26 protein-coding genes are annotated in these 26981 nt (G+C 52.1%); 15 read left to right on the top strand and 11 right to left on the bottom strand.

Annotation, left to right across the window (positions count from 1 at the left end):
* Positions 1–32: 32 nt before the first annotated feature.
* Positions 33–2681 carry a type I DNA topoisomerase gene (gene topA, locus ABT58_RS14600; RefSeq protein ID WP_047875145.1) on the bottom strand — a complete coding sequence of 883 codons (2649 nt, stop codon included), beginning with the start codon at positions 2679–2681 and terminating at the stop codon, positions 33–35.
* Between the two features lie 627 nt (positions 2682–3308).
* Between topA and ABT58_RS14595 the strand changes: the two genes are divergently transcribed.
* A complete protein-coding gene (locus ABT58_RS14595; protein ID WP_047875144.1) occupies positions 3309–3554 on the top strand; it encodes a YciN family protein in 246 nt (81 codons plus the stop codon).
* Positions 3555–3631: 77 nt separating this feature from the next.
* On the opposite strand, the gene sohB is transcribed toward ABT58_RS14595, so the two are convergent.
* Positions 3632–4693 carry a protease SohB gene (sohB, locus tag ABT58_RS14590; RefSeq protein ID WP_047875143.1) on the bottom strand — a complete coding sequence of 354 codons (1062 nt, stop codon included), beginning with the start codon at positions 4691–4693 and terminating at the stop codon, positions 3632–3634.
* A gap of 170 nt (positions 4694–4863) precedes the next feature.
* On the opposite strand from sohB, the gene ABT58_RS14585 reads away from it, so the two are divergent.
* On the top strand, positions 4864–5628 hold the full coding sequence (locus ABT58_RS14585) for a YciK family oxidoreductase (RefSeq protein WP_047875142.1): 765 nt from the start codon (positions 4864–4866) through the stop codon (positions 5626–5628).
* 94 nt (positions 5629–5722) lie between these two features.
* Here ABT58_RS14585 and rluB read toward each other — a convergent pair whose 3' ends face one another.
* The 3 genes from rluB to rnm form a co-directional block, all read right to left on the bottom strand.
* Positions 5723–6841 carry a 23S rRNA pseudouridine(2605) synthase RluB gene (rluB, locus tag ABT58_RS14580; RefSeq protein WP_047875141.1) on the bottom strand — a complete coding sequence of 373 codons (1119 nt, stop codon included), beginning with the start codon at positions 6839–6841 and terminating at the stop codon, positions 5723–5725.
* Positions 6842–7006: 165 nt separating this feature from the next.
* Positions 7007–7627, bottom strand: a complete 621-nt coding sequence (locus ABT58_RS14575) for an L-threonylcarbamoyladenylate synthase (protein WP_047875140.1) — start codon at positions 7625–7627, stop codon at positions 7007–7009.
* Entirely contained in the window at positions 7624–8517 is an 894-nt protein-coding gene (rnm, locus tag ABT58_RS14570; RefSeq protein ID WP_047875139.1) for an RNase RNM, read from the bottom strand. Before rnm ends, ABT58_RS14575 begins: the two co-directional genes overlap by 4 nt.
* Positions 8518–8855: 338 nt before the next feature.
* On the opposite strand from rnm, the gene ABT58_RS14565 reads away from it, so the two are divergent.
* The 8 genes from ABT58_RS14565 to ABT58_RS14530 all read left to right on the top strand — a co-directional run bounded on the left by ABT58_RS14565 (position 8856) and on the right by ABT58_RS14530 (position 18081).
* Positions 8856–9869, top strand: a complete 1014-nt coding sequence (locus ABT58_RS14565; protein ID WP_047875138.1) for a bifunctional 3-deoxy-7-phosphoheptulonate synthase/chorismate mutase — start codon at positions 8856–8858, stop codon at positions 9867–9869.
* Complete coding sequence (locus ABT58_RS14560; protein WP_047875137.1) at positions 9866–11461, top strand: anthranilate synthase component 1; 1596 nt, start codon at positions 9866–9868, stop codon at positions 11459–11461. The genes ABT58_RS14565 and ABT58_RS14560 overlap by 4 nt, the downstream gene beginning before the upstream one ends.
* 11 nt (positions 11462–11472) lie before the next feature.
* On the top strand, positions 11473–12084 hold the full coding sequence (locus tag ABT58_RS14555; protein WP_047875136.1) for an aminodeoxychorismate/anthranilate synthase component II: 612 nt from the start codon (positions 11473–11475) through the stop codon (positions 12082–12084).
* A 61-nt stretch (positions 12085–12145) separates the two neighbouring features.
* Positions 12146–13159 (top strand): anthranilate phosphoribosyltransferase, encoded by a 1014-nt coding sequence (gene trpD / locus ABT58_RS14550; protein ID WP_047875135.1) that lies wholly within the window; start codon positions 12146–12148, stop codon positions 13157–13159.
* Positions 13159–14529 carry a bifunctional indole-3-glycerol-phosphate synthase TrpC/phosphoribosylanthranilate isomerase TrpF gene (gene trpCF / locus ABT58_RS14545; protein WP_047875134.1) on the top strand — a complete coding sequence of 457 codons (1371 nt, stop codon included), beginning with the start codon at positions 13159–13161 and terminating at the stop codon, positions 14527–14529. The genes trpD and trpCF overlap by 1 nt, the downstream gene beginning before the upstream one ends.
* Positions 14530–14542: 13 nt before the next feature.
* Positions 14543–15733, top strand: a complete 1191-nt coding sequence (gene trpB, locus ABT58_RS14540) for a tryptophan synthase subunit beta (RefSeq protein ID WP_047875133.1) — start codon at positions 14543–14545, stop codon at positions 15731–15733.
* The gene (trpA, locus tag ABT58_RS14535; RefSeq protein ID WP_047875132.1) at positions 15733–16536 is read left to right on the top strand and encodes a tryptophan synthase subunit alpha; all 804 of its coding nucleotides are present in this window, start codon (positions 15733–15735) and stop codon (positions 16534–16536) included. Before trpB ends, trpA begins: the two co-directional genes overlap by 1 nt.
* 312 nt (positions 16537–16848) lie before the next feature.
* Entirely contained in the window at positions 16849–18081 is a 1233-nt protein-coding gene (locus ABT58_RS14530) for a dicarboxylate/amino acid:cation symporter (protein WP_082211107.1), read from the top strand.
* 108 nt (positions 18082–18189) lie between these two features.
* Here the strand turns inward: ABT58_RS14530 and ABT58_RS14525 are convergent, their stop codons facing one another.
* Positions 18190–18531, bottom strand: a complete 342-nt coding sequence (locus ABT58_RS14525) for a hypothetical protein (RefSeq protein WP_047875131.1) — start codon at positions 18529–18531, stop codon at positions 18190–18192.
* 225 nt (positions 18532–18756) lie between these two features.
* Between ABT58_RS14525 and ABT58_RS14520 the strand changes: the two genes are divergently transcribed.
* From ABT58_RS14520 to gspS2, 4 genes are all read left to right on the top strand, one after another.
* Positions 18757–19296 (top strand): septation protein A, encoded by a 540-nt coding sequence (locus ABT58_RS14520; RefSeq protein WP_047875130.1) that lies wholly within the window; start codon positions 18757–18759, stop codon positions 19294–19296.
* Positions 19297–19306: 10 nt separating this feature from the next.
* Positions 19307–19705: an acyl-CoA thioester hydrolase YciA gene (gene yciA / locus ABT58_RS14515; protein ID WP_047875129.1), complete on the top strand. Its 399-nt coding sequence runs from the start codon at positions 19307–19309 to the stop codon at positions 19703–19705.
* A 144-nt stretch (positions 19706–19849) separates the two neighbouring features.
* Positions 19850–20149 carry a YciI family protein gene (locus tag ABT58_RS14510; protein WP_047875128.1) on the top strand — a complete coding sequence of 100 codons (300 nt, stop codon included), beginning with the start codon at positions 19850–19852 and terminating at the stop codon, positions 20147–20149.
* Between the two features lie 81 nt (positions 20150–20230).
* Positions 20231–20626, top strand: a complete 396-nt coding sequence (gene gspS2, locus ABT58_RS14505; protein ID WP_047875127.1) for a type II secretion system pilot lipoprotein GspS-beta — start codon at positions 20231–20233, stop codon at positions 20624–20626.
* Positions 20627–20705: 79 nt separating this feature from the next.
* On the opposite strand, the gene ABT58_RS14500 is transcribed toward gspS2, so the two are convergent.
* The 3 genes from ABT58_RS14500 to ABT58_RS14490 all read right to left on the bottom strand — a co-directional run bounded on the left by ABT58_RS14500 (position 20706) and on the right by ABT58_RS14490 (position 22925).
* Positions 20706–21653: a class I SAM-dependent methyltransferase gene (locus ABT58_RS14500; protein WP_047875126.1), complete on the bottom strand. Its 948-nt coding sequence runs from the start codon at positions 21651–21653 to the stop codon at positions 20706–20708.
* Between the two features lie 48 nt (positions 21654–21701).
* Entirely contained in the window at positions 21702–21911 is a 210-nt protein-coding gene (locus ABT58_RS14495; RefSeq protein WP_047875125.1) for a hypothetical protein, read from the bottom strand.
* Positions 21912–22232: 321 nt separating this feature from the next.
* Positions 22233–22925 (bottom strand): TIGR01621 family pseudouridine synthase, encoded by a 693-nt coding sequence (locus ABT58_RS14490; RefSeq protein ID WP_047875124.1) that lies wholly within the window; start codon positions 22923–22925, stop codon positions 22233–22235.
* 294 nt (positions 22926–23219) lie between these two features.
* Between ABT58_RS14490 and cls the strand changes: the two genes are divergently transcribed.
* Positions 23220–24677: a cardiolipin synthase gene (cls, locus tag ABT58_RS14485; protein ID WP_047875123.1), complete on the top strand. Its 1458-nt coding sequence runs from the start codon at positions 23220–23222 to the stop codon at positions 24675–24677.
* 181 nt (positions 24678–24858) lie between these two features.
* Here cls and yiaY read toward each other — a convergent pair whose 3' ends face one another.
* Positions 24859–26007 carry an L-threonine dehydrogenase gene (gene yiaY, locus ABT58_RS14480; protein ID WP_047875122.1) on the bottom strand — a complete coding sequence of 383 codons (1149 nt, stop codon included), beginning with the start codon at positions 26005–26007 and terminating at the stop codon, positions 24859–24861.
* 420 nt (positions 26008–26427) lie between these two features.
* Entirely contained in the window at positions 26428–26802 is a 375-nt protein-coding gene (nirD, locus tag ABT58_RS14475) for a nitrite reductase small subunit NirD (protein ID WP_047875214.1), read from the bottom strand.
* Positions 26803–26981 lie beyond the last annotated feature (179 nt).

Genomic DNA, 26981 nt, shown 5'->3' with positions numbered 1-26981 from the left:
TTCAGCTATCGAGTGACTCACTCGGCGTCAGATTATTCTGCGTCAGCTTTGTCTTGCTTCGACTTCTTGCGCTTGTCAGTGATGATCCACTTGTCACCCTCAAACAGTGCCGTCCAGCCCGTTGGCTTGCCGTCCACTTCTGAGCGTACGTAGTTCTCTTTAGTCTTACGGCTAAAGCGAACCACGGTTGGCAGACCGTCTGGGTCATGGCTTGGCGCGTCTGTCAGGTACAAGAATTTCTCAGACAAACGGTCTTTAAAGCGTACCAACTCTTCCACTAGTGGCGCACGGGTTTCGCGCGATTTAGGGAAGGTGCTTGCCGCCATAAACAGACCGGATGCACCGTCACGCAACACAAAGTACGCATCCGGATCCTGACTACATGGCAATTCAGGCAGATGCACAGGATCTTCCTTCGGTGGCGCGACTTCGCCGTTCTTCAGGATCTTACGAGTGTTCTTACAGCTTTCGTTCGTACAACCCATGTACTTACCGAAACGGCCGTTTTTCAGCTCCATGTCAGAGCCACACTTGTCACACTCGATCACCGGGCCTTCGTAGCCTTTCAGCTTGTATTCGCCCTTCTCAACCACAAAGCCGTCACAGCTTGGGTTGTTACCACACACGTGCAGTTTACGAGTCTGGTCAATCAGGTAAGCATCCATTGCCGTGCTACATTTCGGACAACGTTTCTTGGCACGCAATGCTGCCGTTTCAACGTCTTCTTCCAGCACGTTAACCACACCTTCCTCACTACCAAGGTTGATGGTGGTCTTACAACGCTCTTTCGGTGGCAACGCGTAACCAGAACAGCCCAGGAACACACCGGTTGATGCCGTACGAATACCCATTGGGCGTTCACACGTCGGACACTTGATATCCGTCAATACGATGTTGTTCGGCTTCATGCCGCCTTCCGTTTCGTCCAGCTCGGCTTTTTCCAGCTCGGCGGTGAAGTCACTGAAGAACTTATCCAGTACCGCTTTCCAGTTCGCTTCACCTTCTGCGATTTTATCGAGGTTACCTTCCATACGGGCGGTAAAGTCGTAATCCATCAGGTCAGCAAAACTTTCGTCCAGACGATCAGAGACGATTTCGCCCATCTTCTCCGCGTAGAAACGACGCTGATCCACATGCACGTAACCACGATCCTGAATGGTCGAAATGATTGACGCGTACGTTGACGGACGGCCAATACCGCGTTTTTCCAGTTCTTTAACCAGTGCCGCTTCAGTAAAGCGTGCCGGTGGCTTGGTAAAGTGCTGCTTAGGCTCTAGCGATTCCAGTGCCAGCGTGTCACCCACGTGTACCATTGGCAGCGTGGTGTCTTCGTTTTTACCCGAAGGACGCTGTACTTTCGTCCAGCCCGCAAAGCGTAGCGTACGGCCTTTGGCTTTCAGAGTGAAATCACCCGCCTGCACCGTAATGGTGCTTGAATCGTACTGTGCAGGGACCATCTGACACGCCACAAACTGACGCCAAATCAGGTCGTACAGTTTAATCGCGTCTTGATCGACACCTTCTAAATCTTCTGCTTTCACATCCACGTTCGACGGACGGATCGCTTCGTGCGCTTCTTGTGCATTCCCCTTGCTGCCATACACATTTGGCTGGCCTGGCAAGTAAGTATCACCGTATTCCGCACTGATAAACTCACGCGCAGCTTCTACCGCTTCTTTCGACAGGTTGGTCGAGTCGGTACGCATATACGTGATGTAACCGGCTTCGTACAAACGCTGGGCCAAGCCCATGGTACGTTTTACGCCGTAACCCAAACGGGTGCTCGCCGCTTGCTGCAGCGTCGAGGTAATGTAAGGTGCCGAAGGCTTACTGCTGGTTGGGCGGTCTTCACGCTCAATCACGTTGTACGCGGCTTTCTCCAGCAGCGCATGGGCTGCCATGGTGTCGGCTTCATTCACCGGACGGAACGCTTTACCGGCCTGTTGTGCCACCATCAGACGCAGGGCATCTTTGCCTACGGTCATGGTATTGGCGTGAATGTCCCAAAATTCTTCAGGATCAAACGCTTTGATTTCGCGCTCACGCTCCACAATCAGTTTTACTGCCACCGACTGTACACGGCCTGCAGACAAACCACGGGCCACTTTTTTCCATAGCAATGGCGAGACCATAAAGCCCACCACGCGGTCTAGGAAACGACGCGCTTGCTGTGCATTCACGCCATCAATGTTCAATTCACCCGGCTGTTCAAACGCCTGCTGAATCGCATTTTTTGTGATCTCGTTAAATACAACGCGCTTGTAGCGTGCATCATCGCCACCGATGATCTCACGAAGGTGCCACGCAATAGCTTCCCCCTCGCGGTCCAAATCGGTTGCGAGGTAGACGTAATCAGCATCTTCCGCCAGCTTTTGCAGCTCACTCACGACCTTTTCTTTGCCAGGCAGCACTTCATATTGCGCTTCCCAATCGTTGTATGGGTCAACGCCCATTTTACCGATCAGCGATTTGCGGTCTTTTTCTTTTTTAATTGCTGCTTTTTCTTCCGCGCTCAGGCCTTTGGTCGAGGTCGCAGCGGCTTTCTTGCCTGTACTACGTGCACCGGTAGGCAAATCACGAACGTGACCTACGCTTGACTTAACAATGAAGTCCTTGCCCAAGTACTTATTGATAGTCTTCGCCTTGGCTGGGGACTCCACAATAACGAGAGATTTTCCCATAATAATTCTATTACGTCCTCGTGCTCACAAAAAATAAAATAAAAACAAACAGTTGCACGCAAGAAACTCAAGGTAGCACGGCAAGCTGGTACACCAAACTGATTAAGTAACTATTCAAATAGTGATTCACAACCGGGTTGAGAATGACTGCTAGCTAACGAGTTACGTAATGTGATTGGTATTTACATATTGGGCTACAATCCTAGAAGGTCAACTGCTTTTTAACAAATCGAGACTGTTTGGTTGTCCCTTCTCCACTTGTTAATGCTTAGTTACACTTGGCATATAAACAGAAATTCGCTGCGTTAAGCAAGTCCCTGAATATCAGCGCAACCGTATTCCCTCTATATAAAGAAGACACTCAATGTGCCTTTTTACGTCCCAACGGGCGCTAATGATTACCACCTCGTCGCCGCTTTGACTATAAAAAACAGCCAATTTTTGCCTTCGCTCACAGAATTTTGGTTTTTCAACGGCTTAGCCAATCCTACGTTGTTCAATTTTCTAGCACCCTTCACAAGACCACCACTGCCCATACTCAGAATTGTCTTCTGTGACCAAGTTGCTTAGACTACAGAGACTCAAATCACCTCGATTTATTTCAACTTCATAGCATCAGAGACGCCCATGAGCACGAAAAACCCAATCAGCGCAGATGATCTGCTACTTATTGCCAACCAGCTGATCCAAGACCACGAAGCGTACCTTGAAGGTATGCGCGCGACCGCCGTGGAAGAGCGTGATGGCGTATTGATTTTCAAAGGCGAATACTTCTTAGATGAGCAAGGTCTACCCACCGAAAAGACCACGGCTGTTTTCAACATGTTTAAATTCCTGGCGCACAAATTGTCACCAGAGTTTACGATTGCGTAATCAGCGCTCACGCTTTAAAACGCAACAGCCCCGCATCATGCGGGGCTGTGTCGTTATCGGTTTATCCTTTGTCATGATCACATGAAAGGACGCTGACCTCGGCTCACCCACTTCATCAGCAGATTATCTGCCGCTTCACCGGTCGCACCCGCCAGTTTCTCGGCCAGTTTCTTACGCTGTACGTAACGCACCTGCAGCACTTCACGATCTTTACACGCCAGGCTAATGAAATCGTCACTGGTGCCAATTTCGTCTACCAGACCCAAATCAAGCGCTTGCTTACCGAACCAGTGCTCACCCGTTGCCACGGTTTCCAAATCCAGTTCAGGGCGATGTGCCGCAATGAAATCTTTAAACAGACCGTGCGTCTCTTCAATTTCAGTTTGGAACTTTTCACGCGCTTTATCTGTGTTTTCACCGAACATCGTGAGCGTTCGCTTAAATTCACCTGCGGTGATTTGTTCAAACTCGATGTCGTTTTTCTTCAGCAACTTGTTGAAGTTTGGCAACTGGGCAATGACACCGATTGAACCTACAATCGCAAACGGTGCAGAGATAATTTTATCGGCCACACACGCCATCATATAACCGCCGCTGGCCGCCACTTTATCAACAGAAATGGTCAGCTTCACACCGGCTGATTTCAAGCGATCCAGCTGAGACGACGCCAAACCGTAACCGTGTACCATACCGCCACCGGTTTCAAGGCGAAGCAGCACTTCATCCCCTTCCATCGCCACGGCCAAAATGGCCGTCACTTCTTCACGCAATGCGGTCACTTCACGTGCGTCAAGGCTACCGTGGAAGTCCAGAACAAACAGACGTGGCTCGCGAGAATGGGACAAATCCCCTTCTTTAGCCGCTTTTTTTACTTCGGTTTGACGCGCTTTATTTTTCTCTTTTTCCGCTTTTTTCTCCGCTTTGTCGCGGGCTTTCAGTAGCGGTTTATCAAATAAGTGGGACTCTAACTGAGACACCGTATGTTTATATTGTTCCGTCAGATCGGTGACTTCTAACTCACCTTTTGATGAGCCATGATGGTCTTTCAATCCTTTAACAATGATCAGAATAGCGGCAATCGCGATCACCACCGTGGCAATCTTGGCTAGAAATAGCCCGTAATCAAGCAAAAAATCCAATGTTGAGTCCTCATTTTTGGCATCGACCCATTGTATACCCAAGAGCCGTATCCCAACAAATTTACACCGTGATGACGGTTAATGAAAAGTAAAGAAAGTCTCGCTGAAACAAACAGATTAAGGTAACGTTGACGCACTGGAAAACGAAAAAACCAATAAGGAAGTAACACGTGGATTATTCAATCGCCGAGAACGCATTAACAGACAGAGTGATTCTGGTTACCGGTGCCGGTGACGGTATCGGCCGTCAGGCTGCGATCAGCTATGCCGCTCACGGTGCCACTGTGATTTTGCTCGGCCGCACGGTTGCTAAACTGGAAGCGGTTTACGATGAGATTGAAGCACTGGGCTACCCACAACCGGCTATCATTCCGATGGATTTGATGGGCGCGACCAAGCAGAACTATCAAGACATGGTAGAGACCATTGAAGGCCAATTTGGTCGCTTGGATGGCGTGCTGCACAACGCCGGTCTGCTGGGGGTATTGAGCCCGTTTGATCAAATGGATGAAACCGCCTTTGATGAAGTGATGCAGGTGAACGTAAAAGCCCAGTTCCTGCTCACACAAGCCATTATTCCGCTTGTGAAAAAGGCGCCGGATGGCCGCATTGTGTTTACCTCATCAACCGTTGGTCACCAAGGCCGTGCATTCTGGGGCGCGTATGCAATCTCCAAATTTGCCACGGAAGGGATGATGCAGGTAGTCGCCGATGAACTGGCCGGCACCAACGTGCGCGTCAATGCCATCAACCCGGGCGGTACCCGTACCGGTATGCGCGCCAAAGCGTTCCCGGCAGAAGATACCTCCTTACTAAAAACCCCAGCCGACATCATGCCGCTGTATCTGTACCTGATGGGGCCGGACAGCCGTGACGTGAATGGTCAGTGCATTGATGCCCAGCCTAAACGCCAGCCGGGTGAAGCTAAATCTTAAACGCGAAGACGCGCCATTAAGCCCCCTGCTTGCATAAAAAATTGCACGCATAAAAAAAGCAGCCCTGAGGCTGCTTTTTTATTATTCATGACACTTACTTACGTGTACGTGGTTTCGCTGGCTTGTTCTTCAGCGGATTGCGGCGGTTAGCAGCATTGCCTGACGGCTTGCGGCGTGCGCCTTCTGCATTTGGTTTACGACGCGAGTCATCGCCAGCTGGCTTACGACGCGAATCGTCCATTGCAGGTTTACGACGGTCATCTGTTGCCGGCTTTCGGCGTGCTGGCTTGTGCTCTTGCGCAGCCATGTCCGCATCTTTCGTACGGCTAGATGAACGACGTTGATCTTGACGACCACGACGACCACGCGGCTCTTCGTTCAGACGCTCTTCGTGACGGCGAACCGCACGACGGATCTGACGTACACCACGCTTACGCTTCTGGCCTTCAACGGTCAATACCGTTTCCGTTTCCGGTGGTAGCTCAACGGTTTCACGAAGGTAGTTCACTTCCTTCAGTTCCAGTTCCATCCAACCGCCACGAGGCAGATCTTTGGTCAGGAAGATGTCACCGTAACGCACACGCTTCAGGCGGCTTACTGTTACGCCCTGCGAGTCCCACAGACGACGTACTTCACGGTTACGGCCTTCGGTGATCACCACGTAGAACGTGTGGTTCATACCTTCACCGCCCGCGTATACCACGTCTTCAAAACGTGCCATACCGTCTTCCAGTTCAACACCGCGAACCAGATTACGTACCATGTCTTCGGTCACTTCACCGAATACACGTACCATGTACTCACGCTCAACGCGACGGCTTGGGTGCATCAAACGGTTAGCCAATTCACCATCAGTGGTGAAAAGCAATAGACCGCCGGTGTTTGCATCCAAACGACCTACTGATACCCAGCGTCCATCGTTCAAACGAGGCAAACGGTCAAATACCGTACGACGACCTTCCGGATCATGGCGAGTACATAGCTCACCTTCAGGTTTGTTATAAGCCATTACACGGCAAATTTCTTCTGAAGACGAGATCAACTGAACATTGTGACCATCGATACGTACAGTAACAGACAGATCTTCTAGACGGTCACCCAGCTTGGCAACCTTACCATCGATACTGACGCGACCCTGTTGGATCATCAACTCTATTTCACGACGAGAGCCCTGACCAGATCGAGCCAGTACCTTCTGTAATTTTTCACTCATTAGACAAACCTTTGTCGCCTTCACAGGCGTCGAAATATCATCGCACTTTAAGCCATCTTAAAGCGACGGCGGATTATGCCAAATGCTGGCCGGAGTTACCACCAAAAACGCGGTGGCAACACCGGATATTCCACGCTAACTGTGATACCGGCCACTTATCGCAGATTATTCAAACGGTGATGGATCGCCCGATCCGACGCGAGCAATTTCCATCTCATCATTACTGAAATCAATCACGGTTGTCGGCTGCTCACCCAAGTAACCGCCGTTAATGATCAAATCGACGGCATGTTCAAGCTTATCGCGGATTTCATCCGGATCCGATTCCGTGGTTTCGTTCCCCGGCAAAATCAGCGACGTCGACATCATCGGCTCACCCAAGGCTTCCAGCAGTGCCAGAGCAATGGCATTGTCCGGCACACGGATACCGATGGTTTTACGTTTTGGGTTCATCAGGCGGCGAGGTACATCTTTGGTACCTTTAAAGATAAAGGTGTACGCGCCCGGTGTGTTATTGCGCAGCAGTCGGAACGCCACGTTATCTACACGTGCGTAGAGGGACAACTCCGATAAATCACGGCATAACAAGGTGAAGTTGTGTTTATCGTTCAGACGGCGGATCTGGCAAATGCGCTCCAGCGCCGATTTATTTTCCAGCTGGCAACCCAGCGCATAACCGGAATCGGTCGGGTAAACGATCACCCCGCCGTTACGGATAATCGCCACCGCTTGGTTAACCAAGCGCACTTGTGGCGTTTCAGGGTGCATATAAAAGTACTGACTCATTCTTCCTCCATCGGAAGTGTATTGCCCGCAGGCAGTTCCTCGTCAATGCGCTTCTTTTCGACACTCCACCCTTGCCAGACCTCAGTCACACCTTTCGGTAACCACAGGTTACGTCCCAGTTCGGTCCACGGAGAGGCATAGTGGAAATCCGAGCCTTGAGAAGCGAGTAATTGAAAATCAATGGCGTAATCACCCAGTAAACGTCGTTCAGTCGGCGACTGTTGCGGTAACGCCACTTCCATTGCATCGCCCCCCGCTTCTTTAAAGGCGGCAAGCAGACGCTTAATCCATTTGGCGGTCATGTTATAACGGCCGGGATGCGCCAATACGGCCACGCCCCCCGCTTGGTGGATCACATCCACCGCTTCAGCAATCGAGCACCAATCCGGCGGTACATAGCCCGGATTATTGCGGGTCAGAAATTTCTTAAACACCGCTTGCATGTTCTTGGCGTAACCCTGTTCAACAATCCACTGCGCAAAATGGGCACGGGTCAGTGTCGCCCCGTTCGCAATGGCTCTGGCGCCCGCCAATGCGCCCGGCATGCGGTTTTTCTCCAACCGCTCACCCATCAAGGTGGCGCGTGCATCTCGGCGTGCGGCTTGCTCGTCAATCAATGCCACGAGCGCAGGATGTTCGGTGTCGATCTGCAATCCTACAATGTGAATATCAAAATTATGCCAAAGTGTCGATATTTCAATGCCTTTGATCAGGGTAATTGGCAAATTTTGTGCGGTTATCGCCGCTTCTGCTGCCGGCAAACCAGCAACCGTATCATGGTCAGTAATGGCCAATACATCCACGCGGCGTTCTACCGCGCGCGCCACCAATTCCTCTGGCGTCAAACGACCGTCCGATGCCGTGGTGTGGCTGTGTAAATCAAACAACATAATTAAATTCTTGACTTTAGATTCATGAACTAGTTTACTAGTACGCAATTACTCGATATCACGATGTACTCACGGTACAGGATATTTACATGTTACAGCAAATTCCTCATTCACTCTGCGCTTTATTTTCTTGGTGGTGGTGCCACACAACGCGGGTTGTGGAGTTTGCTGTGCCTTGCGCCAGATAACCCAGCCCGCAGCTTGCGGGCTTTTTTGTACCCAAATAACCAAAACGGCGAATTAATCGCCAGAGATAACCGACAGCAGCCAGCTAACACCAACGAATTAAATGCGCTCAGCCAGACGAAGACTAGCGCCACGAACAAAAGGAAAACGCCATGATCATTGTCCTCAAGCCTACTGCCACTGAAGCCGACGCCCAAGCCATTCTTGCCCGCATTGAAGCGGCCGGTCTGAAGCCCCTCTACATGCCAGGTGTCGAACGTATCGTTCTGGGCGCGCTGGGCGATGAGCGTGTGCTGGAGCAACTTCATCTTGATGCCTACCCGAGTGTCGAGAACGTCAAACCGATTTTGACCAAATACAAAATGGTCAGCCGTGAAGTGCAAGCGCACGATACCGTGGTGCGTTTTGGTAACGCCAGTGTCGGCGGTGACAAGTTTGCTGTGATTGCCGGTCCGTGTTCGGTGGAGTCAGAAGCACAGCTGCTATCGGTTGCGGAAGTGGTAAAACAACACGGCGCCGTGGCACTGCGCGGTGGCGCGTACAAACCCCGCACCAGCCCGTACGATTTTCAGGGCATGGGCGTCGAGGGGCTGAAGCTGTTAAAACTGGCCAGCGAACAACTCAATATCCCGACCGTGTCAGAAGTGATGGAAGTGGGTCAAATGAAGGACATGTGCGAATACGTCGACTGTCTACAAATCGGCGCACGTAACATGCAGAACTACGCCCTGCTTAAAGCGGTGGGCGAAAACAAGAAACCGGTCTTGCTCAAACGCGGACTTTCAGCCACTATCGAGGAACTGCTGTTAGCGGCGGAGTACATCTACGATGCAGGGAATCCGAATATTATCCTGTGTGAGCGAGGTATCCGCACCTATGAGACAGCAACACGTAACACATTGGATTTAAATGCCGTTGCTTACTTAAAACAGCGCACGCACCTACCGGTCGTCGTTGATCCAAGCCACGGTACGGGTGTGCGTGAACTGGTGATCCCGCTATCACGCGCCGCCGCTGCGGTCGGTGCCGATGGCATTATTGTGGAATCACACCTTAACCCGTGTGAGGCCCTGTCAGATGGTCACCAGGCATTAACCGGTCCGATGTTTGAACAGTTGATGCAAGAGCTAAAACCGTTTGTTGAAGCGGCAGGGAGAACGCTGTGAATACCACCCCTTTAGGCATCGGCGAGCTGGAGTTGCTCAGCCTGGATGTCCCGTATGTGGCGGATCCGACGGAGTTGTACTACTCCGTCTGTGGGGACCGCCCCCATAACTTGCTACTGGAATCGGCGGAAATCGACTCCAAGCAAGATCTGAAAAGCCTGATGCTGATTGATGCCGCCGTGCGCATTGTCTGTCGGGGAAAACAAGTGCGTCTTGAAGCCCTGACCGATAACGGCCTCAATGTGCTGGAAACACTGGAAACACGTTTACCAGAAAGCATCGAGCGAACCCGTGAAGCCGCCTGTCTGATCTTGGACTTCCCCCATGCCGAACGTGCACTGGATGAAGACAGCCGCCTGCGTCAGCCGTCATCCTTTGATGCTTTGCGTCTGATCCAGCATGCTTTTGATCTGGCGGGTCAGCCTCGTGAAGCCCTGTTCTTGGGTGGCTTGTTTGCTTATGACGTGGTGGATGGCTTTGAGCCACTGCCAACGGTCACGCAAGACAACCAGTGTCCGGATTACCTCTTTTATATCGCGGAAACCCTGTTGGTCATCGACCACCAGCGCCGCAAAGGCAAGCTGCAAGCCACTTTGTTTGGCGGCAAGCAGTACACCGCCAGCTATTTTGAACTCAGCCGCCGTCTGCAACACATCAAAGAAGCCTGCCTGACACCCAAACCGGTTCCGGCTGCGCCTCAGTTAGACATCGGCGAGCCCACCGTCAGCATCAGCGATGACGACTTCTGCCAGCAGGTACTGGATCTGAAAGATCACGTCATCAAAGGTGATGTGTTCCAAGTGGTGCCGTCCCGTCAGTTTACGCTGCCGTGTCCGGCCCCGCTGGTGGCCTACAAAGAACTCAAAATCGGCAACCCGAGTCCGTACATGTTCTACCTGCAGGATGCGGATTTCACCCTGTTCGGCGCCTCACCCGAAAGTGCCCTGAAATACTGCACCGAGAGCAATCAAGTCGAGATTTACCCGATCGCCGGTACCCGACCGCGCGGCAAAAATGCGGATGGTTCAATCAATCTCGACTTAGACGGTCGCATTGAACTGGAACTGCGCAGCGACATGAAAGAAAACGCCGAGCACATGATGCTGGTGGATTTGGCCCGTAATGACGTGGCGCGGATCAGTGAACCGGGTACCCGCTATGTGGCCGATTTGCTGAAAGTTGACCGTTACAGCCATGTGATGCATTTAGTCTCTCGCGTGGTTGGCCAGTTGCGCGGGGATTTGGATGCCCTGCACGCGTATCAGGCCTGTATGAACATGGGTACCCTGACTGGCGCGCCGAAAATTCGTGCCATGCAGCTGATCCGCGATGTCGAACAACGTCGCCGAGGCAGCTACGGCGGGGCCGTGGGTTACCTGACCGGCCAGGGCGACATGGACACCTGCATTGTGATCCGCTCAGCTTACGTCGAAAACGGGATTGCCAGCGTGCAAGCCGGTGCTGGCGTGGTGTATGACTCGGTGCCGCAGGCCGAAGCCGACGAAACCCGCAGCAAAGCACAAGCGGTCATCACCGCCATCCGTAAAGCCCATAGTCCATCAGCGACTGGCACAAAAAACACCGAACGGTAAAGGAGGCCTTCATGACACAACCGCATATTGTATTACTCGATAACTTTGACTCCTTTACCTACAACCTGGTGGATCAGTTTCGCGCTCTCGGTTGTCCGGTGACCGTGTACCGCAACAGCTTAACCGCGAGCCAAATTGAAACCGCCATAGAAGAAGCCATCGCCAAAGGCGAACATCCGGTCCTCGTCCTTTCACCGGGACCCGGCGCACCGGCAGACGCCGGCTGTATGCCTGCGTTGATAACCAACCTGCGCGGCAAAGTACCGATGATCGGCATTTGCTTGGGCCATCAGGCCATCGTGGAAGCCTATGGCGGCACCGTGGGTGGTGCCGGTGACATCGTACACGGTAAATCAGCCATGATGACCCACAACGGCCATGCGGTATTTGGTGAACTGACCAGCCCACTGTCCATTGCCCGCTACCACTCACTCATCGCACAAGACGTGCCCAGTGACTTGCAGGTGATTGCCGATGTAGACGGACTGGTGATGGCGGTGACCCACGACCAAGACCGTGTGTGTGGCTACCAGTTCCACCCTGAATCCATTCTCACGACCCAAGGGGCCCAGCTACTGACCAATACGCTGGCATGGGTCATGTCGTCCCCCGGTCAACACTGACCGCAAGCAAAACGCGACTGCGAAAGGCCATTACGACGACAACACGACAAGGAAAAGACTTATGGATGCGACCATTTTAGCGCTCACCGACAAACTGTATGACCAACAGCCGCTGAGCCAAGAAGAAAGCCAAATTCTGTTTGACGCCATTATCAAAGGCGATGTGGATCCGATCGCCCTCTCTGCGATTCTGACCGCACTGAAAATCAAAGGGGAAACCCCGGCGGAACTGGCAGGCGCCGCCAAAGCCCTGCTGGCTAATGCCAACCCGTTCCCACGCCCGGACTACGATTTTGCCGATATCGTCGGTACCGGTGGTGATGGGGCCAATACCATCAATATTTCTACCACGGCAGCCTTTGTGGCAGCAGCCTGTGGCGTGAAAGTCGCCAAGCACGGTAACCGTGGCGTTTCCAGCAAATCCGGCTCGTCCGATCTGCTGGACAAGTTCGGTATCGATTTGGCGATGTCTGCCGATACCGCCCGCAGCGCACTGGATGATCTGGGCGTCTGTTTCCTGTTTGCGCCGCAGTATCACGGCGGTGTGCGCCATGCCATGCCCGTACGACAGACCTTAAAAACCCGCACTATCTTTAACTTGTTGGGGCCGCTCATTAACCCGGCGCGCCCGAACATCGAACTGATGGGCGTGTACGATAAAGACTTGGTGCGCCCGATTGCCGAGACCCTCGCCGCCATGGGCATGAAGCGCGCAGCGGTTGTTCACGGCAGCGGCCTGGATGAAGTGGCCATTCACGGTGAAACCACCGTGGCTGAAATCGTCAACGGTGAAATCCGTGAATACACCCTGACGCCGGCCGATTTTGGTCTCGACAGTCACCCACTGGATGCCATCAAAGGTGGTGAGCCGGAAGAGAACCGCGCCATCATCACACAGATTCTGACCGGTAAAGGCACCGATGCTCAAATGGGCGCCGTGGCGGTCAACGTGGCCCTGCTGCTTCGTCTGTTTGGCCATGAAGATTTGAAAGCGAACACCCAGCAAGCGTTAGCCGTGATGCAATCGGGCAAAGCCTACGCGCTGGTCGACCAACTTGCTGCACGAGGTCAATAATGGAAACCGTATTAGCCAAAATCGTCGCCGACAAACGCCTGTGGGTTGACGCACGCAAACAACAGCAACCGCTGGACAGCTTTATCGATAGCCTGACACCGAGCGATCGTTCTTTTTACGACGCCTTGTCCGGCGATAACGCCGCCTTCATTTTGGAATGCAAAAAAGCCTCCCCGTCCAAAGGGCTGATCCGTCAGGACTTTGATTTGGATGCGATCGCCGGCGTGTACAACGGCTACGCCAGCGCCATTTCCGTGCTGACCGACGAAAAGTACTTTCAGGGCAACTTTGATTTTCTGCCCGTGGTGCGCCGTCAGGTCACGCAACCGGTGCTGTGTAAAGACTTCATGATTGACCCGTATCAGGTCTATCTGGCCCGCCATTATCAGGCGGATGCCATTTTGCTGATGCTCTCTGTACTGGATGATGCCACGTACCGCGAATTGGCTGCATTGGCTGACAGTTTGCAGCTGGGTGTACTGACCGAAGTCAGCAACGAAGACGAACTGGAGCGTGCCATTGCCCTGAACGCCAAAGTGGTGGGCATCAATAACCGTAATTTACGTGATCTCAGCATTGATCTTGACCGTACCAAGCAGCTGGCACCCAAACTGCCGGAAGGCACCATTGTCATTTCCGAATCAGGCATTTACACCCACCAGCAGGTACGTGATTTGGCCGCCTATGCCAATGGCTTTTTGATTGGCAGTTCGCTGATGGCAGAAGATGACATTGAACTGGCTGTGCGCAGGGTCCTACTGGGCGACAACAAAGTCTGTGGCCTGACCCACGCCGATGATGCCGCTGCCGCGTACCAAAGCGGTGCCGTGTATGGCGGACTGATTTTTGTCGCCGGCTCACCGCGTCAGGTCGATATCGAGCAAGCCCGCATGGTCATGAGTGGTGCACCACTGAAATATGTCGGCGTGTTCCGCAATGCGGATCCTGATGCCATCACCAAAGCGGCGCGCGCGCTGTCACTGTCCGCAGTACAACTTCACGGTGATGAGAGCCCTGACTATGTACAAGGCCTCAAAGCGCAGCTACCGGCAGATTGTGAGGTGTGGAAAGCCCACGGGATCAGCGACACCGTGCCCGAATTGGCACAATGGGACGCTGACCGTCATTTGCTGGACAGCCGTGTCGGCCAACAATCCGGCGGTACCGGTATTGCCTTTGACTGGCAATTGATCCCGGCCGAGCAGCGTCAGCACATCATGCTGGCCGGTGGCCTGACACCCGATAATGTCATCGATGCCGCCCACATTGGCTGCAAAGGATTAGATTTGAATTCCGGCGTTGAAAGTGCCCCAGGCAAAAAAGACGCCACAAAATTGAAAGCAGCTTTCGCGGCTATCAGAAAGTATTAAGGATTAACACACTATGAGCAAAATTAGCGCTTACTTTGGTGAATTTGGTGGCCAGTATGTCCCACAAATTCTCGTCCCCGCTTTGGATCAGCTCGAAGCAGCTTTCGTCGAAGCACAGCAAGATCCGGCGTTTCAGGAAGAATTCCTGACCCTGCTGAAAGAATATGCCGGCCGCCCAACGGCGCTGACCCTGTGTCAGAACCTGACTAAAGGCACCAAAACCAAGCTGTACCTCAAGCGTGAAGATCTGCTGCACGGCGGCGCGCACAAAACCAATCAGGTACTGGGTCAGGCGCTGCTGGCCAAACGCATGGGTAAAAACGAAATCATCGCCGAAACCGGTGCCGGTCAACACGGTGTGGCAACAGCACTGGCTTGTGCCCTGCTCGGCCTGAAATGCCGCGTGTACATGGGTGCCAAAGACGTTGAGCGCCAAAGCCCGAACGTGTTCCGTATGCGTTTGATGGGCGCAGAAGTGATCCCTGTTCATTCAGGGTCAGCGACACTGAAAGATGCCTGTAATGAAGCGATGCGTGATTGGTCTGCCAGCTACGACAAGGCCCACTACCTGCTAGGTACCGCAGCCGGTCCGCACCCATTCCCGACCATTGTGCGTGAATTCCAGCACATCATCGGGGAAGAAACCAAAGCACAGATCCTCGAAAAAGAAGGCCGTCTGCCGGATGCGGTAATTGCTTGTGTCGGTGGCGGCTCGAACGCCATCGGTATGTTTGCCGACTTCATTGAAGAAGAAAGCGTGGGCCTGATTGGGGTTGAGCCAGCCGGTAAAGGGCTGGACACCGACATGCACGGCGCGCCACTGAAACACGGCAAGCTGGGCATTTTCTTTGGCATGAAAGCACCACTGATGCAGGACATGCACGGTCAGGTAGAAGAGTCTTACTCTGTCTCAGCCGGGTTGGATTTCCCGTCTGTCGGCCCACAGCACGCACACCTCAATGCCATTGGCCGCGCAACCTATGAAGCGGTGACAGATGATGAAGCGCTTGAGGCATTTCAGACGCTGGCGCGCCAAGAAGGGATCATTCCGGCGTTGGAATCGGCCCACGCTCTGGCCCATGCCCTGAAAATGATTCAAGCCAACCCGGATAAAGAACAACTGTTAGTCGTGAACCTTTCCGGTCGTGGCGACAAAGACATCTTCACCGTTCATGACATCCTAGAAGCAAAAGGAGCGCTGTAATGGATCGTTATCAAGCACAATTTGACCGCCTGGCTGCCAACAATGAAGGCGCGTTCGTGCCATTTGTGACCATTGGCGATCCTAATCCTGCGCTGTCTTTGCAAATCATCGAAACCATGATTGAAGCCGGCGCCGATGCCTTGGAGCTGGGTATTCCGTTCTCTGATCCACTCGCGGACGGCCCGACCATTCAAAGCGCCACCATTCGTGCGCTGGATGCAGGCACCACCCCTGCCGTGTGTTTTGATCTGATCGCCCAAGTCCGTGCCAAGTACCCGGATACCCCGATTGGCCTGCTGATGTATGCCAACCTGGTGTTCGCCAACGGCATCGACCACTTTTATCAGCAATGTGCCGATGCGGGTGTGGATTCGGTGCTGGTGGCCGATGTGCCAGTGAAAGAGTCAGACGAGTTCCGCGCGGCGGCAAAAAAACACGGTATTCACCCGATTTTCATCGCGCCACCCAACGCAGATGAAGCCACACTGGAAACCGTATCGCGCTACGGCGGCGGTTACACCTACCTGCTGTCTCGTGCAGGGGTCACGGGGACAGAAACCAAAGCTGGCATGCCGATTAACCATTTGTTAGATAGCCTGAAAGCCCACAATGCGCCACCAGCCCTACTGGGCTTTGGTATTGCGGAACCTGCACAGGTGAAAGAGGCCATCAATGCTGGTGCGGCAGGCGCGATTTCCGGCTCTGCGGTGGTGAAAGTGATTGAAACACACTTGCATGACGACGCAGCACTGCTGGACAACATGCGCACCTTCATCAGCCAGATGAAAGCCGCCACTCGTTAAACGTTCTCTGCTAACCCCGCGATCTCAATGATTCGCAAACTTCAGGAAAAGGGCCGTAGGGCTCTTTTCCTTTTTCCGCCTCTCGCCTCTCGCCTCTCGCCTCTCGCCTCTCAGCATGCTTACATCACAATTTTGTGAGTAAATTGTCACTCAATCGATACGGAGTTGATAAATACTTCAATTACGCATGGGATCTGCGTAGACTGGCAATCGACACAAAAAGGCAACATATTGGGTTGTACTTTTACACAATTACAAAACAAAACCCCAATTAGACTTTACAAGGCAACAAACACAACTGAGGTAGACACTGTGTTAAATAACAAAGGCATATTCAGCAATATCGGCGTGCAGGTCGTTATCGCCATGTGCATCGGCACCATCGTCGGCGCACTTATGGGCCACGATGCCAGTATTTTTGCCCCGCTGGGCAGTATCTTTATCCATTTGATCAAAATGTTAGTGATCCCACTGATCGCCGTCGCCATCATCTCAGGTGCTGCGGGGTTAGGCAGTAGTCAGTCGGCAGGAAAAGTCGGTGTCGCGACCTTGGGCTTTTTTGGCCTGACCTCTGCGGTCGCAGTGGGACTGGCGTTGGTGATGGGAGAAATCTTCAAGCCGGGTGAAGGCGTGGATATGAAAGGCGTCGAGAGCCTGTTCTCTAACGTCTATGCCGATAAAGGGGATCTGCCTGGGTTCTGGGCCACGATTGAAGGCATGATCCCAACCAATGTGTTCCAATCCCTGACCGAAGCCAATGTCCTGCAAATTCTGGTTTTCTGCCTTTTCTTTGGCATTGCGCTGTCTAAATTAGAAAAAGCCCGCCGCGAGCCATTGCTCAATGGTATTAATGCCATTGTGGATGCCATGGTATGGATGATTAACGTGGTCATGAAAGTCGCGCCATTAGGGGTCTTTGGCCTGATGGCCGATGCGGTGGGGACCTTCGGATTCCGTGCATTAGAAATCGTCATCAAACTGTTTGTGGTCTACGTGATCGCCATTTTGATCTACGGATTCCTGTTCTACCCAGCCCTGATCAAAGCATTCAGTAACACATCGCCTATCGCTTTTCTGTCTGCGATGAAAAAGCCACAAGCCGTTGCGCTGTCGACCGCCTCGTCAATGGCAACACTGCCTGTGACCATGGAAGTGTGCGAAGAAGAACTCAAGGTGAAAAATTCTACCGCCTCGTTCGTGCTGCCATTGGGCGCCACCATCAACATGAGTGGCAATGCCATCTATTACGGCTTAGTCGCCGTCTTCTTCGCGCAAATGTTTCAGGTTGATTTGGGGTTACAAGCCTATATCGCCATTATCCTGACCGCCACACTGGGGGCTGTCGGACAAGCCGGTGTACCGGGCCCCTCTTTTCTCGTGGTCGCCGTGTTGTTGGCTGCGGGCATTCCCATTGAAGGCTTGCCACTGTTGTTCGCGTTGGATCGTATCTTTGACATGATCCGTACCGCCCTCAACATCACCGGCGATGCCGCCTGTGCCGTGATCATCGACAGCATGAATCACGAAAAGCACTCCGACGCATAACAACGAAATACACCCACTCACACAACGCGCTCACCTCTTTGTGCAATACCCTATGTTTTGCGACAGAGCATGAGGTGAGCCTGTTGCGTTATCCCGTCAGATCATCCGTTAGGCCAAGTTCAGCCCGACAACAGACAGCCCCAACGCCAGCGCCACAAAGAAGAACGCCACTTGAATGCCCGTTGCCACTGCCGCCAACACAAACCCGACGATCGTATTCACGCTAAACACCAAGGTATACATCACCGCTGTGACAAAGAACGACACCACCATGCTCGGGCCACCGGTGCCGATCAACACGGACAACACCGACGAGATAATCACCGCCAGTACTGTCGCGAACACACACCGCACCGCGCCCGGACTGTCGACATCCAGAAAATGGGCCGCAAGCTTAATGGAAAGAACCGTAAAACCGAGTAACACTAATATTAGTAAAACAACGTCCATCTCTGTTTCCACCATCCTTGTTAAAACCAAACACAAGTAGAACAAAAAACCGGCATAGAAGCAGATAATTAACGCCTTATATTTCAATTAATGGATGTATATTGCTTATTTTGCGCACAATCATGAAACAATGTGCTCCTGTATTGACCTTTTTATCAAACGTGATTGGAATCACAAAAATAGTCAGTATGATGGCACAGTAATTTCATCTCAGAGGCCCTTACGATGAAACAACTCATCGACTTCATACCGCTTATCATTTTTTTTGTTTTGTATAAAACCCATGACATTTTCGTTGCCACTGGCGCGCTCATTGCCGCGACGGTCGTACAAGTGGGCGTGACATGGTTTTTGTATAAAAAAGTCGAAAAAATGCAGCTGGCAACCTTAGCCATGGTCACCGTGTTCGGCGGACTCACCATTTACCTGCACGATGATAATTTCATCAAATGGAAAGTCACCATCATTTACGCACTGTTTGCCATCAGTTTGTTAGTAAGTCAGTACCTCGGCAAACCGTTGATTAAAAGCATGCTTAGCCATGAGATCCAACTACCAGAACGGGTTTGGCAACGCATAAATGTGGCTTGGTCACTGTTTTTCATTGTATGTGCCTGCGTGAATGTCTATATTGCTTTCCGCTTGCCTCTCGATGTCTGGGTAAACTTCAAAGTCTTCGGCTTACTGATCGGGACCTTGATCTTCACCCTTGCTACTGGCGGCTATATCTACCACCATATGCCTAAAGAAACAGATTCAGAATAAGAGTCGCACCATGACAGCAGAAAACAACATCCCACGTGGGCAGCTATTGCTGCGTACCCTTGCCATGCCAGCCGATACCAACGCCAACGGTGATATTTTTGGTGGTTGGATCATGTCTCAACTTGACTTGGCCGGCGCAATCCTTGCCAAAGAAATTTGTGGCGGCCGCGTCGTCACCGTCTCCGTTGACAGCATTGCCTTCAAAGCACCGGTCAGCGTAGGCGATGTCGTGTGTTGTTACGGTGAATGTAGCCGCATTGGTAATACATCGATGAGTGTGTCACTGGAAGTGTGGGTGAAGCCTGTCGCGATCGACGGTGTGGGCGATCGCTACCGCGTTTGTGAAGCCACCTTCAACTATGTGGCTATCGACAGCAACGGCCGACCAAGAGCCGTTAAAAAAGCCTAACAAATACGCAGGAAACGCCCTAACAACTAGTTAGGGCGTTTTTTTTCCATTAGTATGTGATTCAATGCTATCCCTTATTTCATTTGCATTCGCAGTATCCGGCTCTCGGATAAATGGACTGCGAGTACCAAGGAGACATGTCACATGTGGTACGTTATTTTCTCTCAGGATGTTGAAAACAGTTTGGAACGCCGCTTGAGTGTGCGTGAGAAACATTTGGCGCGTCTGAGCGCCCTACAAGAAGAAGGCCGTTTGTTAGTCGCTGGCCCGATGCCGGCCATCGACAGCGAAAACCCAGGTGAAGCGGGCTTTACCGGCTCAACCGTGATTGCGGATTTCAACTCGCTGGAAGAGGCGCAAGCTTGGGCGGATGCGGATCCGTACATTGATGCCGGTGTTTACGAGAAAGTGATCGTAAAACCCTTCAAAAAAGTGCTGCCATAACCGCGCGTTACGGAACATATTTGTAGAAACAGGGTCTACTCTCCGACCCTTTTTCGTCAACTTATTCACTGAGATTCCCGCATGTTAAAACGAACGTTCGCGCTGCTAGCGGTCACGCTACTGGCCGGTTGTGCCTCTAACGGCAACGAAGATGTTGTGAACAGCCTCGCTAAGGCTCGTGCGGCGGCCATTAACAGCAAAGCGCCGTACGCGAAAATCGACCAATATCAGGTCATGAAAGCCAAAGCCCGTGAAAACATGGTTGAGATCACCATCCTATACGGTGGTGGTGGTAAAACACCACCGACTAAAGCCGCTAAAAATGCTGCCATTAACTACTGCAACAATGAAGAGCTGACGCCACTGGTGACAGAAGGCATCAACTACAATATTGTGATCATGGACATGCGTGGCCGTGCCATGGTGACTCAACCGGTGAACAGCGAAGTCTGCAATACCATGTCCCCTGAGTCATGATACACGGCTAACAAGGCTTTGAATCGACATAAAAAAACGCCAGCATCACGCTGGCGTTTTTCTTTTTGGAATCGGTAAGTTAGCCTTGAGGCTGACGCTCGAAAATCAGCACCTTCAAGCCGCCTTCCGGATCAATATCCTTAAATTCTGGCGGGTTGTCCAAACGGTATTGGTACTGCAATTCCGGCGCTTCTGTCGCCATGCCTTCAATCAGGAACGACGAAGACACACCCGGATCGTTCACACAGGCGACCACTTGCCCTTCTGCGGTCAGCAGTTCCGGCAAACGACGCAAAATTTTCTGGTAATCTTTAGTCAGCGCAAAGCTGCCTTTCTGGAATGACGGCGGATCAATGATGATCATGTCGTACGGACCCAGTTTGCGCACCTTACCCCATGACTTAAACAGCTCATGGCCTAAGAAACTCACTTTCTTCAGATCATGCTGGTTCAGGTGATGGTTATCACGGCCACGGCTTAATGCCGCTTTCGCCATATCCAGATTCACCACGTGCTCGGCACCACCGGCAATCGCTGCCACAGAAAAACCACAGGTGTAGGCGAACAGGTTCAACACGCGCTTGCCATTGGCATGCTGCATCACCCACTCACGGCCCAGACGCATATCCAAGAACAAACCGTTATTTTGCTTACGCCCCAGATCCAACTTGAAGGTTAACCCGTTTTCCACCACATCCTGATAGTCACGGCATTCGCCCCAAAGGACATCCATTGGCGCGCCTTCACGGTCACGGTGTTGCAGTAACAAGGATGTCGCACCGGACTGCTGCCACGTTTCAGACGCCACTAAGGTTTCCAGTAACTGCTCTAATGCCACCAAAAATTCAGCCGACGGCTCTTTGAACAACGACACCAGTACCTGACCCGACAGCCAGTCTACCGTAAGTTGCTCCAAGCCCGGCCAGCAGCGGCCACGACCATGAAAAAGACGACGAACTTCCGTTGGCGGTGTGGCCAACTCAGCCATCAGGTGTTGCTCTAAAGTAGGTAGTGCACTAATTTCCATCACGGTACTGCATTGATTAAGGTTAAGTGGATAGGATAGTACGCGCATTTACGCGATCAGTTTGAGGTGTTCCTGCTCAGGAAGGCGGTGAGTAGCGAGCAGGACATATTCGGCTTGCATACGCCCCTGATGCTGTCGGCGCGCACGCTGTTTAACCATTTTCCGATGTCGACGAAATGACGCCAGCCCCCAAAAACGTGTTTTATTCTTTTTCTTCTTTAATCGCATACGCAGCGATACAGAACGGGTAAGGCGCATGGTTTTCCTCGATCTAGGGTGAATCCTAGACGGGCATTATAAGTGATCTTCCTCGCGCCGTTAATGGCAAACGGTTAACAAACGCCCAATTAAACGCAATTTAAATGAATAAATGCCGTCTTTAGCGCGATCTTTATCAGTAAGGCCTATTTTTACTGCTAAATCGTGGAAAAGTTGCGCTTTTTATCACCACTGATTTTATGTAGCGGTTGCTTTTCGTACAGTTCAGCTTATTGAACAGACCGACTTCTGTACTGACTTATGAAATCGGGCGGATTGAATAGGCGGTAACGATAGATTATCGACACCGCCCGCTCGTATTTAGCCTTTAGACTTACCGGCAATCACCGGCCAGTTCAGTGACCACGGTGACTGCCACTCAGCCAATCCCGCTTGTACCGCTTCACCTTGCCACAATGCACCTTGGGTCGGCGGACACACAAACTGCCACTGCTCCCCCTGATACGGGAAACGCAGCGCATAGGCATGCAGGTAGCCACGATCAGACGTTTCACAGCCGTAGATATCATCCCCCGTGATCCCAGAACCCACGCTGCGCAGCGCCACGCGAATTTGATGAGTTTTGCCGGTATGCGGCTTACACAGGAACAAACGGCGACCGTCACCGCCAGCGGTTGAGAAAAACTGGGTGATCGCCGGATTTTCACGGCTGGTTTCTAATTTCCAGCTGCTGCGACGGGAACGGCTCATGTCGCCAATCACCACGCCCTGCTTTTTCTTCGGCTTTTTGGTACCAATGGCCAAGTAGTATTTTTCAACCACGCGCTGGGCAAAGTTAGCCGACAGCTGTGATGCCGCATCATGGTGACGCCCCAACAGCAGTAAGCCCGAGGTCATTTTATCCAGACGGTGGATCAAATAGAGTTTTTCATCCCCCGTGTGACGCGCCACTTCCGCCAGCAGCGGTTGCTCGTTGTCATCTTTGTGCACGCTGATCCCCGGATGCTTATCAATCACAAGAAAGTCAGGGTGCTCGAAAACCAAAGTAAACATAGGGGATCTCTATTTCATTTAAACAATCAGCAAAAACGGGCAGAGTATATACCCAACCGCCGTTGCTATCATCTTCCTTACGCCCATCGCCATGCAAAGCACCTCTGTGCCATCTTCCTCTGTTTATCCATTCACGATCGCAAGCCTGGACTACCGTGCGAGTACAAGCGGGAAAATCCTGCCACTCAAAGGACTTATCGTGTTCACAAAACCACCAACATTATGAGAATTCATTGGTATTCCAGCCATTTCGATGCAGAATAGAGAAATATGTCACCAAAATAGCAAACGTGAATGGAACAGTTTTATCAAGTACTGACATGGGTCGGTGTGTTTCTCTACTGGTTAATGATTGCAGCAGTGACAATGCGCGTAGTGTTCAAGCGACGCGTCGTCGGTGTCTCACTGGCGTGGCTGATGATCATCTACATCATCCCAATTGGCGGGGTGTTCGCCTATATCCTGTTTGGCGAACTCAACCTTGGCAAAAAACGGGCTGAACGTGCCAAAGACATGTTTCAACCTTATGAGGACTGGTTCCAGCGCCTTACCGACTGCCCCGGCCACCAGCCTCACCTGATGACCGAACATGCCCGTCCGATCAATGATCTGTGTGAAAACCGCTTAGGCATTCCTGCGTTAAGTGGCAACACCCTCTCCTTGCAAGATTCGCCGCAAACTATTTTGCGCTCCTTGATTGATGATATTCACGATGCCCAGCATGCGATTCAGATGGAGTTCTACATCTGGCACCCCGGCGGACTGGCCGACGAAGTGGCGACAGCACTTATCATGGCAGCCAAGCGTGGCGTGAACGTGCGCATTTTGCTGGATGCGGCAGGCAGTATGCGCTTCTTCCGCTCCCACTGGCCAAAACTGATGCGCCATGCCGGGATCCAGATTGTCGAAGCCTTGGCGGTGAGCCCGCTGCGTATGTTCCTGCGTCGTTTGGATCTGCGTCAGCACCGTAAAATTGTCGTGATCGACAGCCACATCGCTTATACCGGCTCCATGAACATGGTCGATCCGGCGTATTTCAAAACCGATGCCGGCGTCGGCCAATGGATCGACGTGATGGTGCGCGTGACAGGGCCAACAGTGGCCGTACTGAACTCTATCCAAGCCTGGGATTGGGAAGTGGAAACCGGTGAACGGCATCTGCCGACACTGCCAGATTGCCAGTTACCCAGCTCGGTTGATGCCGCTGATATGATTCAGGTGATCCCGTCCGGCCCCGGTATGCCCGATGAAATCATTCACCAAACGCTGCTGCTGAGTATCTACCAAGCGCGAGAAAGCGTGGTGATCACCACCCCATATTTCATTCCAAGTGAAAACCTGCTGCATGCCATGAAAGGCGCAGCGCAGCGCGGGGTGTCGGTAGATATCGTGATCCCGGATAAGAACGATTCGTTGATGGTGGAATGGGCCAGCCGTTCGTTCTTCTCTGAACTACTGACCGCTGGCGTGCGTATTCACCGCTTCCAAGGCGGGTTACTGCACACAAAATCGGTGGTGATTGACGGTAACCACTGTTTGATCGGCACGGTGAATCTGGATATGCGCAGCTTGTGGCTCAACTTTGAAGTAACCTTGGCGGTCGACAATGCGGAATTTACCCAGCAACTGAGTTGGTTGCAGCAACAATACATTGCCGATTCTCATCCGGTCGATGCCAAGACCTGGCATGACCGCCCTATCGCCAATAAATTGTTTGAACAGTTCTTCTATATGTTCAGTCCGCTGCTGTAAGCCACAACCCAATAAGCCAACATCATCAAGAGTCAAACAAAAAAAGCGCCCAGCGATGGGCGCAAAATGGTGGTTAAGAGTGCGACCCGTCGTCGCACTATCAGCGGTTTATCGCCGAAGCGACGCGTTCGTGGCTGACATCACCATTGTGAATAGGCAATATGAAAGGGGCATGACCGGATTACATGGCCGCTTTGAAAATCGCAACAATCTCATCATGGGTCGCTTGCTTCGGATTGGTAAACCCACACGCATCTTTCAGGGCATTCTCGGCCAATACCGCAATATCTTCTTCTTTCGCCCCCAGTTCAGTCAGACCGGCCGGGATCCCGACATCCTGCGACAACGTTTGAATGGCAACCAGTGCCGCCTCTGCGCCGGCTTCCTCACTCAAGCCCGTGACATCCACGCCCATCGCTTTGGCCACATCACGTAATCGTGCCGGACAGACTTGCGCGTTGTAACGCTGTACATGTGGCAGCAATACCGCATTACACACCCCGTGCGGCAAATCATAGAAGCCACCCAACTGGTGCGCCATGGCATGCACATACCCCAACGAGGCATTGTTAAACGCCATGCCCGCCATAAATTGCGCGTAAGCCATTTGCTCACGGGCTGCAATATTTTGCCCTTCGTTCACGGCCGTACGCAGGTGCGCCTGGATCAGCTCCATCGCTTTAATGGCGACCGCATCTGTGATCGGCGTCGCGGCCGTCGACACATACGCTTCAATGGCATGAGTCAACGCATCCATCCCTGTGGCCGCCGTGAGTGAAGCCGGTTTTGCCAGCATCAATTCAGGATCATTGACAGACATCAGCGGTGTGGTGTGCTTATCCACAATCGCCATTTTAATGTGGCGCGCTTCGTCCGTGATGATACAAAAACGGGTCATTTCAGAGGCCGTACCTGCCGTGGTGTTGATGGCAATCAGGGGTAACTGTGGCTTGGCCGACTGATCTACGCCTTCATAGTCCGCGATCTCGCCCCCGTTTGCGGCAACCAACGCAATACCTTTGGCACAATCATGCGGTGAGCCACCCCCCAGCGAGACCACACAATCACATTGCTGGGTGTGCAATAAATCCAAACCGGCTCTGACATTATCAATTGTCGGGTTCGGTTGTGTACCATCGAAAACAACACTGGCCACATTACGAGCCGTCAGTAAGTCCGCCACCTGCTGTACCATACCAATTTGGCTAAGCACTTTATCGGTCACAATTAAGGCTTTTTTAAATCCATGGGCTTGAATCGCATCTACGGCTTCCGTCAAACAACCGGCTCCCATCAGATTGACTGTCGGAATGAAAAACGCGCTGCTCATAATGATTTCTCCTTATCTTTCAAACACAATATTATTTTTTGACCGATATAAAGGCCGTTCATTCGCCTCATATCAGCATGCAGGTAGCCAACTTTTTCTTACCTGATGGGAACCCTAACACCTGAAAAGTGTGCAACAAATTGATCTGGGACAAAAAAACGTGCTACGTGATTTTTGCAACCCGGGAACTTTGAAATCGATCAAATTTTTAACAACAAGGCAACAATTTGCGTTTACGGGAGGAAACACTGAATCCACTCTGTCTCACTGATGTTTTAAGCGTTAGCGACATCACCCCATCCTCTTGCTGACGAATGAGCAGACAAAAAAATGCCCTCTTTCGAGGGCAAATCGATCACTCAACAGATACACAATAAATAAACAAAAGGTATGAAGGGGGCCTGAGGTTTAGCGCGCTTATCACACTGCCACTTGCACTAAACCCTCGTGGCAACGGATCGGGTAGGTTTTTAGTTGAATGTCTGGCTGCTCTAAACATTGACCCGTTTTGAGATTAAAGTGCTGTTTGAACAATGGCGATGCCACCACGGCTTCTTCACCGATAGAACCGATGATCCCCCGCGACAACACGCTGGTCTTATCGATCGGATCAAAGTTATCGACTGCGTACAAGGCCCCCGTTCGGGCACAGAAAAAAATCGCCACATGACGCTCATTCAAACGCACGCACACACCCGCATGCGGCGGTAAGTCCTGCTTCGCACAGATGGTTTGCCACAGCCTGGATGTGGAGGGCGTTGCTGGTGATGCTGCCTGTAAAGAAGAGACTTTCATCATTTCACCTCGTGCGTAATATCAACCACATGACTGCATCCAGCTCACTTGTTCTTTGGCTTTACCGGCATACAGGAGACGGGCGGGAACAGGACACGTGGCACGAATGGCCTCACTCACCACACCGTCAGCAGATCCGGTTCACCCCACCCGACGCCAACGAATGCCACGCGACCTGT

It is taken from the genome of Photobacterium aphoticum (assembly GCF_001029435.1).
Classification (GTDB): domain Bacteria; phylum Pseudomonadota; class Gammaproteobacteria; order Enterobacterales; family Vibrionaceae; genus Photobacterium; species Photobacterium aphoticum.
This window is presented reverse-complemented; position numbering and strand designations above follow the sequence as displayed.

Excerpts from the sequence above, each read along its gene's own strand:
- topA (WP_047875145.1), bottom strand. The coding sequence starts at position 2,681 with ATGGGAAAATCTCTCGTTATTGTGGAGTCCCCAGCCAAGGCGAAGACT.
- ABT58_RS14595 (WP_047875144.1), top strand. The coding sequence starts at position 3,309 with ATGAGCACGAAAAACCCAATCAGCGCAGATGATCTGCTACTTATTGCC.
- rluB (WP_047875141.1), bottom strand. The coding sequence starts at position 6,841 with ATGAGTGAAAAATTACAGAAGGTACTGGCTCGATCTGGTCAGGGCTCT.
- ABT58_RS14575 (WP_047875140.1), bottom strand. The coding sequence starts at position 7,627 with ATGAGTCAGTACTTTTATATGCACCCTGAAACGCCACAAGTGCGCTTG.
- rnm (WP_047875139.1), bottom strand. The coding sequence starts at position 8,517 with ATGTTGTTTGATTTACACAGCCACACCACGGCATCGGACGGTCGTTTG.
- ABT58_RS14565 (WP_047875138.1), top strand. The coding sequence starts at position 8,856 with ATGATCATTGTCCTCAAGCCTACTGCCACTGAAGCCGACGCCCAAGCC.
- ABT58_RS14555 (WP_047875136.1), top strand. The coding sequence starts at position 11,473 with ATGACACAACCGCATATTGTATTACTCGATAACTTTGACTCCTTTACC.
- trpD (WP_047875135.1), top strand. The coding sequence starts at position 12,146 with ATGGATGCGACCATTTTAGCGCTCACCGACAAACTGTATGACCAACAG.
- trpCF (WP_047875134.1), top strand. The coding sequence starts at position 13,159 with ATGGAAACCGTATTAGCCAAAATCGTCGCCGACAAACGCCTGTGGGTT.
- trpB (WP_047875133.1), top strand. The coding sequence starts at position 14,543 with ATGAGCAAAATTAGCGCTTACTTTGGTGAATTTGGTGGCCAGTATGTC.
- trpA (WP_047875132.1), top strand. The coding sequence starts at position 15,733 with ATGGATCGTTATCAAGCACAATTTGACCGCCTGGCTGCCAACAATGAA.
- ABT58_RS14525 (WP_047875131.1), bottom strand. The coding sequence starts at position 18,531 with ATGGACGTTGTTTTACTAATATTAGTGTTACTCGGTTTTACGGTTCTT.
- ABT58_RS14520 (WP_047875130.1), top strand. The coding sequence starts at position 18,757 with ATGAAACAACTCATCGACTTCATACCGCTTATCATTTTTTTTGTTTTG.
- yciA (WP_047875129.1), top strand. The coding sequence starts at position 19,307 with ATGACAGCAGAAAACAACATCCCACGTGGGCAGCTATTGCTGCGTACC.
- ABT58_RS14510 (WP_047875128.1), top strand. The coding sequence starts at position 19,850 with ATGTGGTACGTTATTTTCTCTCAGGATGTTGAAAACAGTTTGGAACGC.
- gspS2 (WP_047875127.1), top strand. The coding sequence starts at position 20,231 with ATGTTAAAACGAACGTTCGCGCTGCTAGCGGTCACGCTACTGGCCGGT.
- ABT58_RS14500 (WP_047875126.1), bottom strand. The coding sequence starts at position 21,653 with ATGGAAATTAGTGCACTACCTACTTTAGAGCAACACCTGATGGCTGAG.
- ABT58_RS14495 (WP_047875125.1), bottom strand. The coding sequence starts at position 21,911 with ATGCGCCTTACCCGTTCTGTATCGCTGCGTATGCGATTAAAGAAGAAA.
- ABT58_RS14490 (WP_047875124.1), bottom strand. The coding sequence starts at position 22,925 with ATGTTTACTTTGGTTTTCGAGCACCCTGACTTTCTTGTGATTGATAAG.
- cls (WP_047875123.1), top strand. The coding sequence starts at position 23,220 with ATGGAACAGTTTTATCAAGTACTGACATGGGTCGGTGTGTTTCTCTAC.
- yiaY (WP_047875122.1), bottom strand. The coding sequence starts at position 26,007 with ATGAGCAGCGCGTTTTTCATTCCGACAGTCAATCTGATGGGAGCCGGT.
- nirD (WP_047875214.1), bottom strand. The coding sequence starts at position 26,802 with ATGAAAGTCTCTTCTTTACAGGCAGCATCACCAGCAACGCCCTCCACA.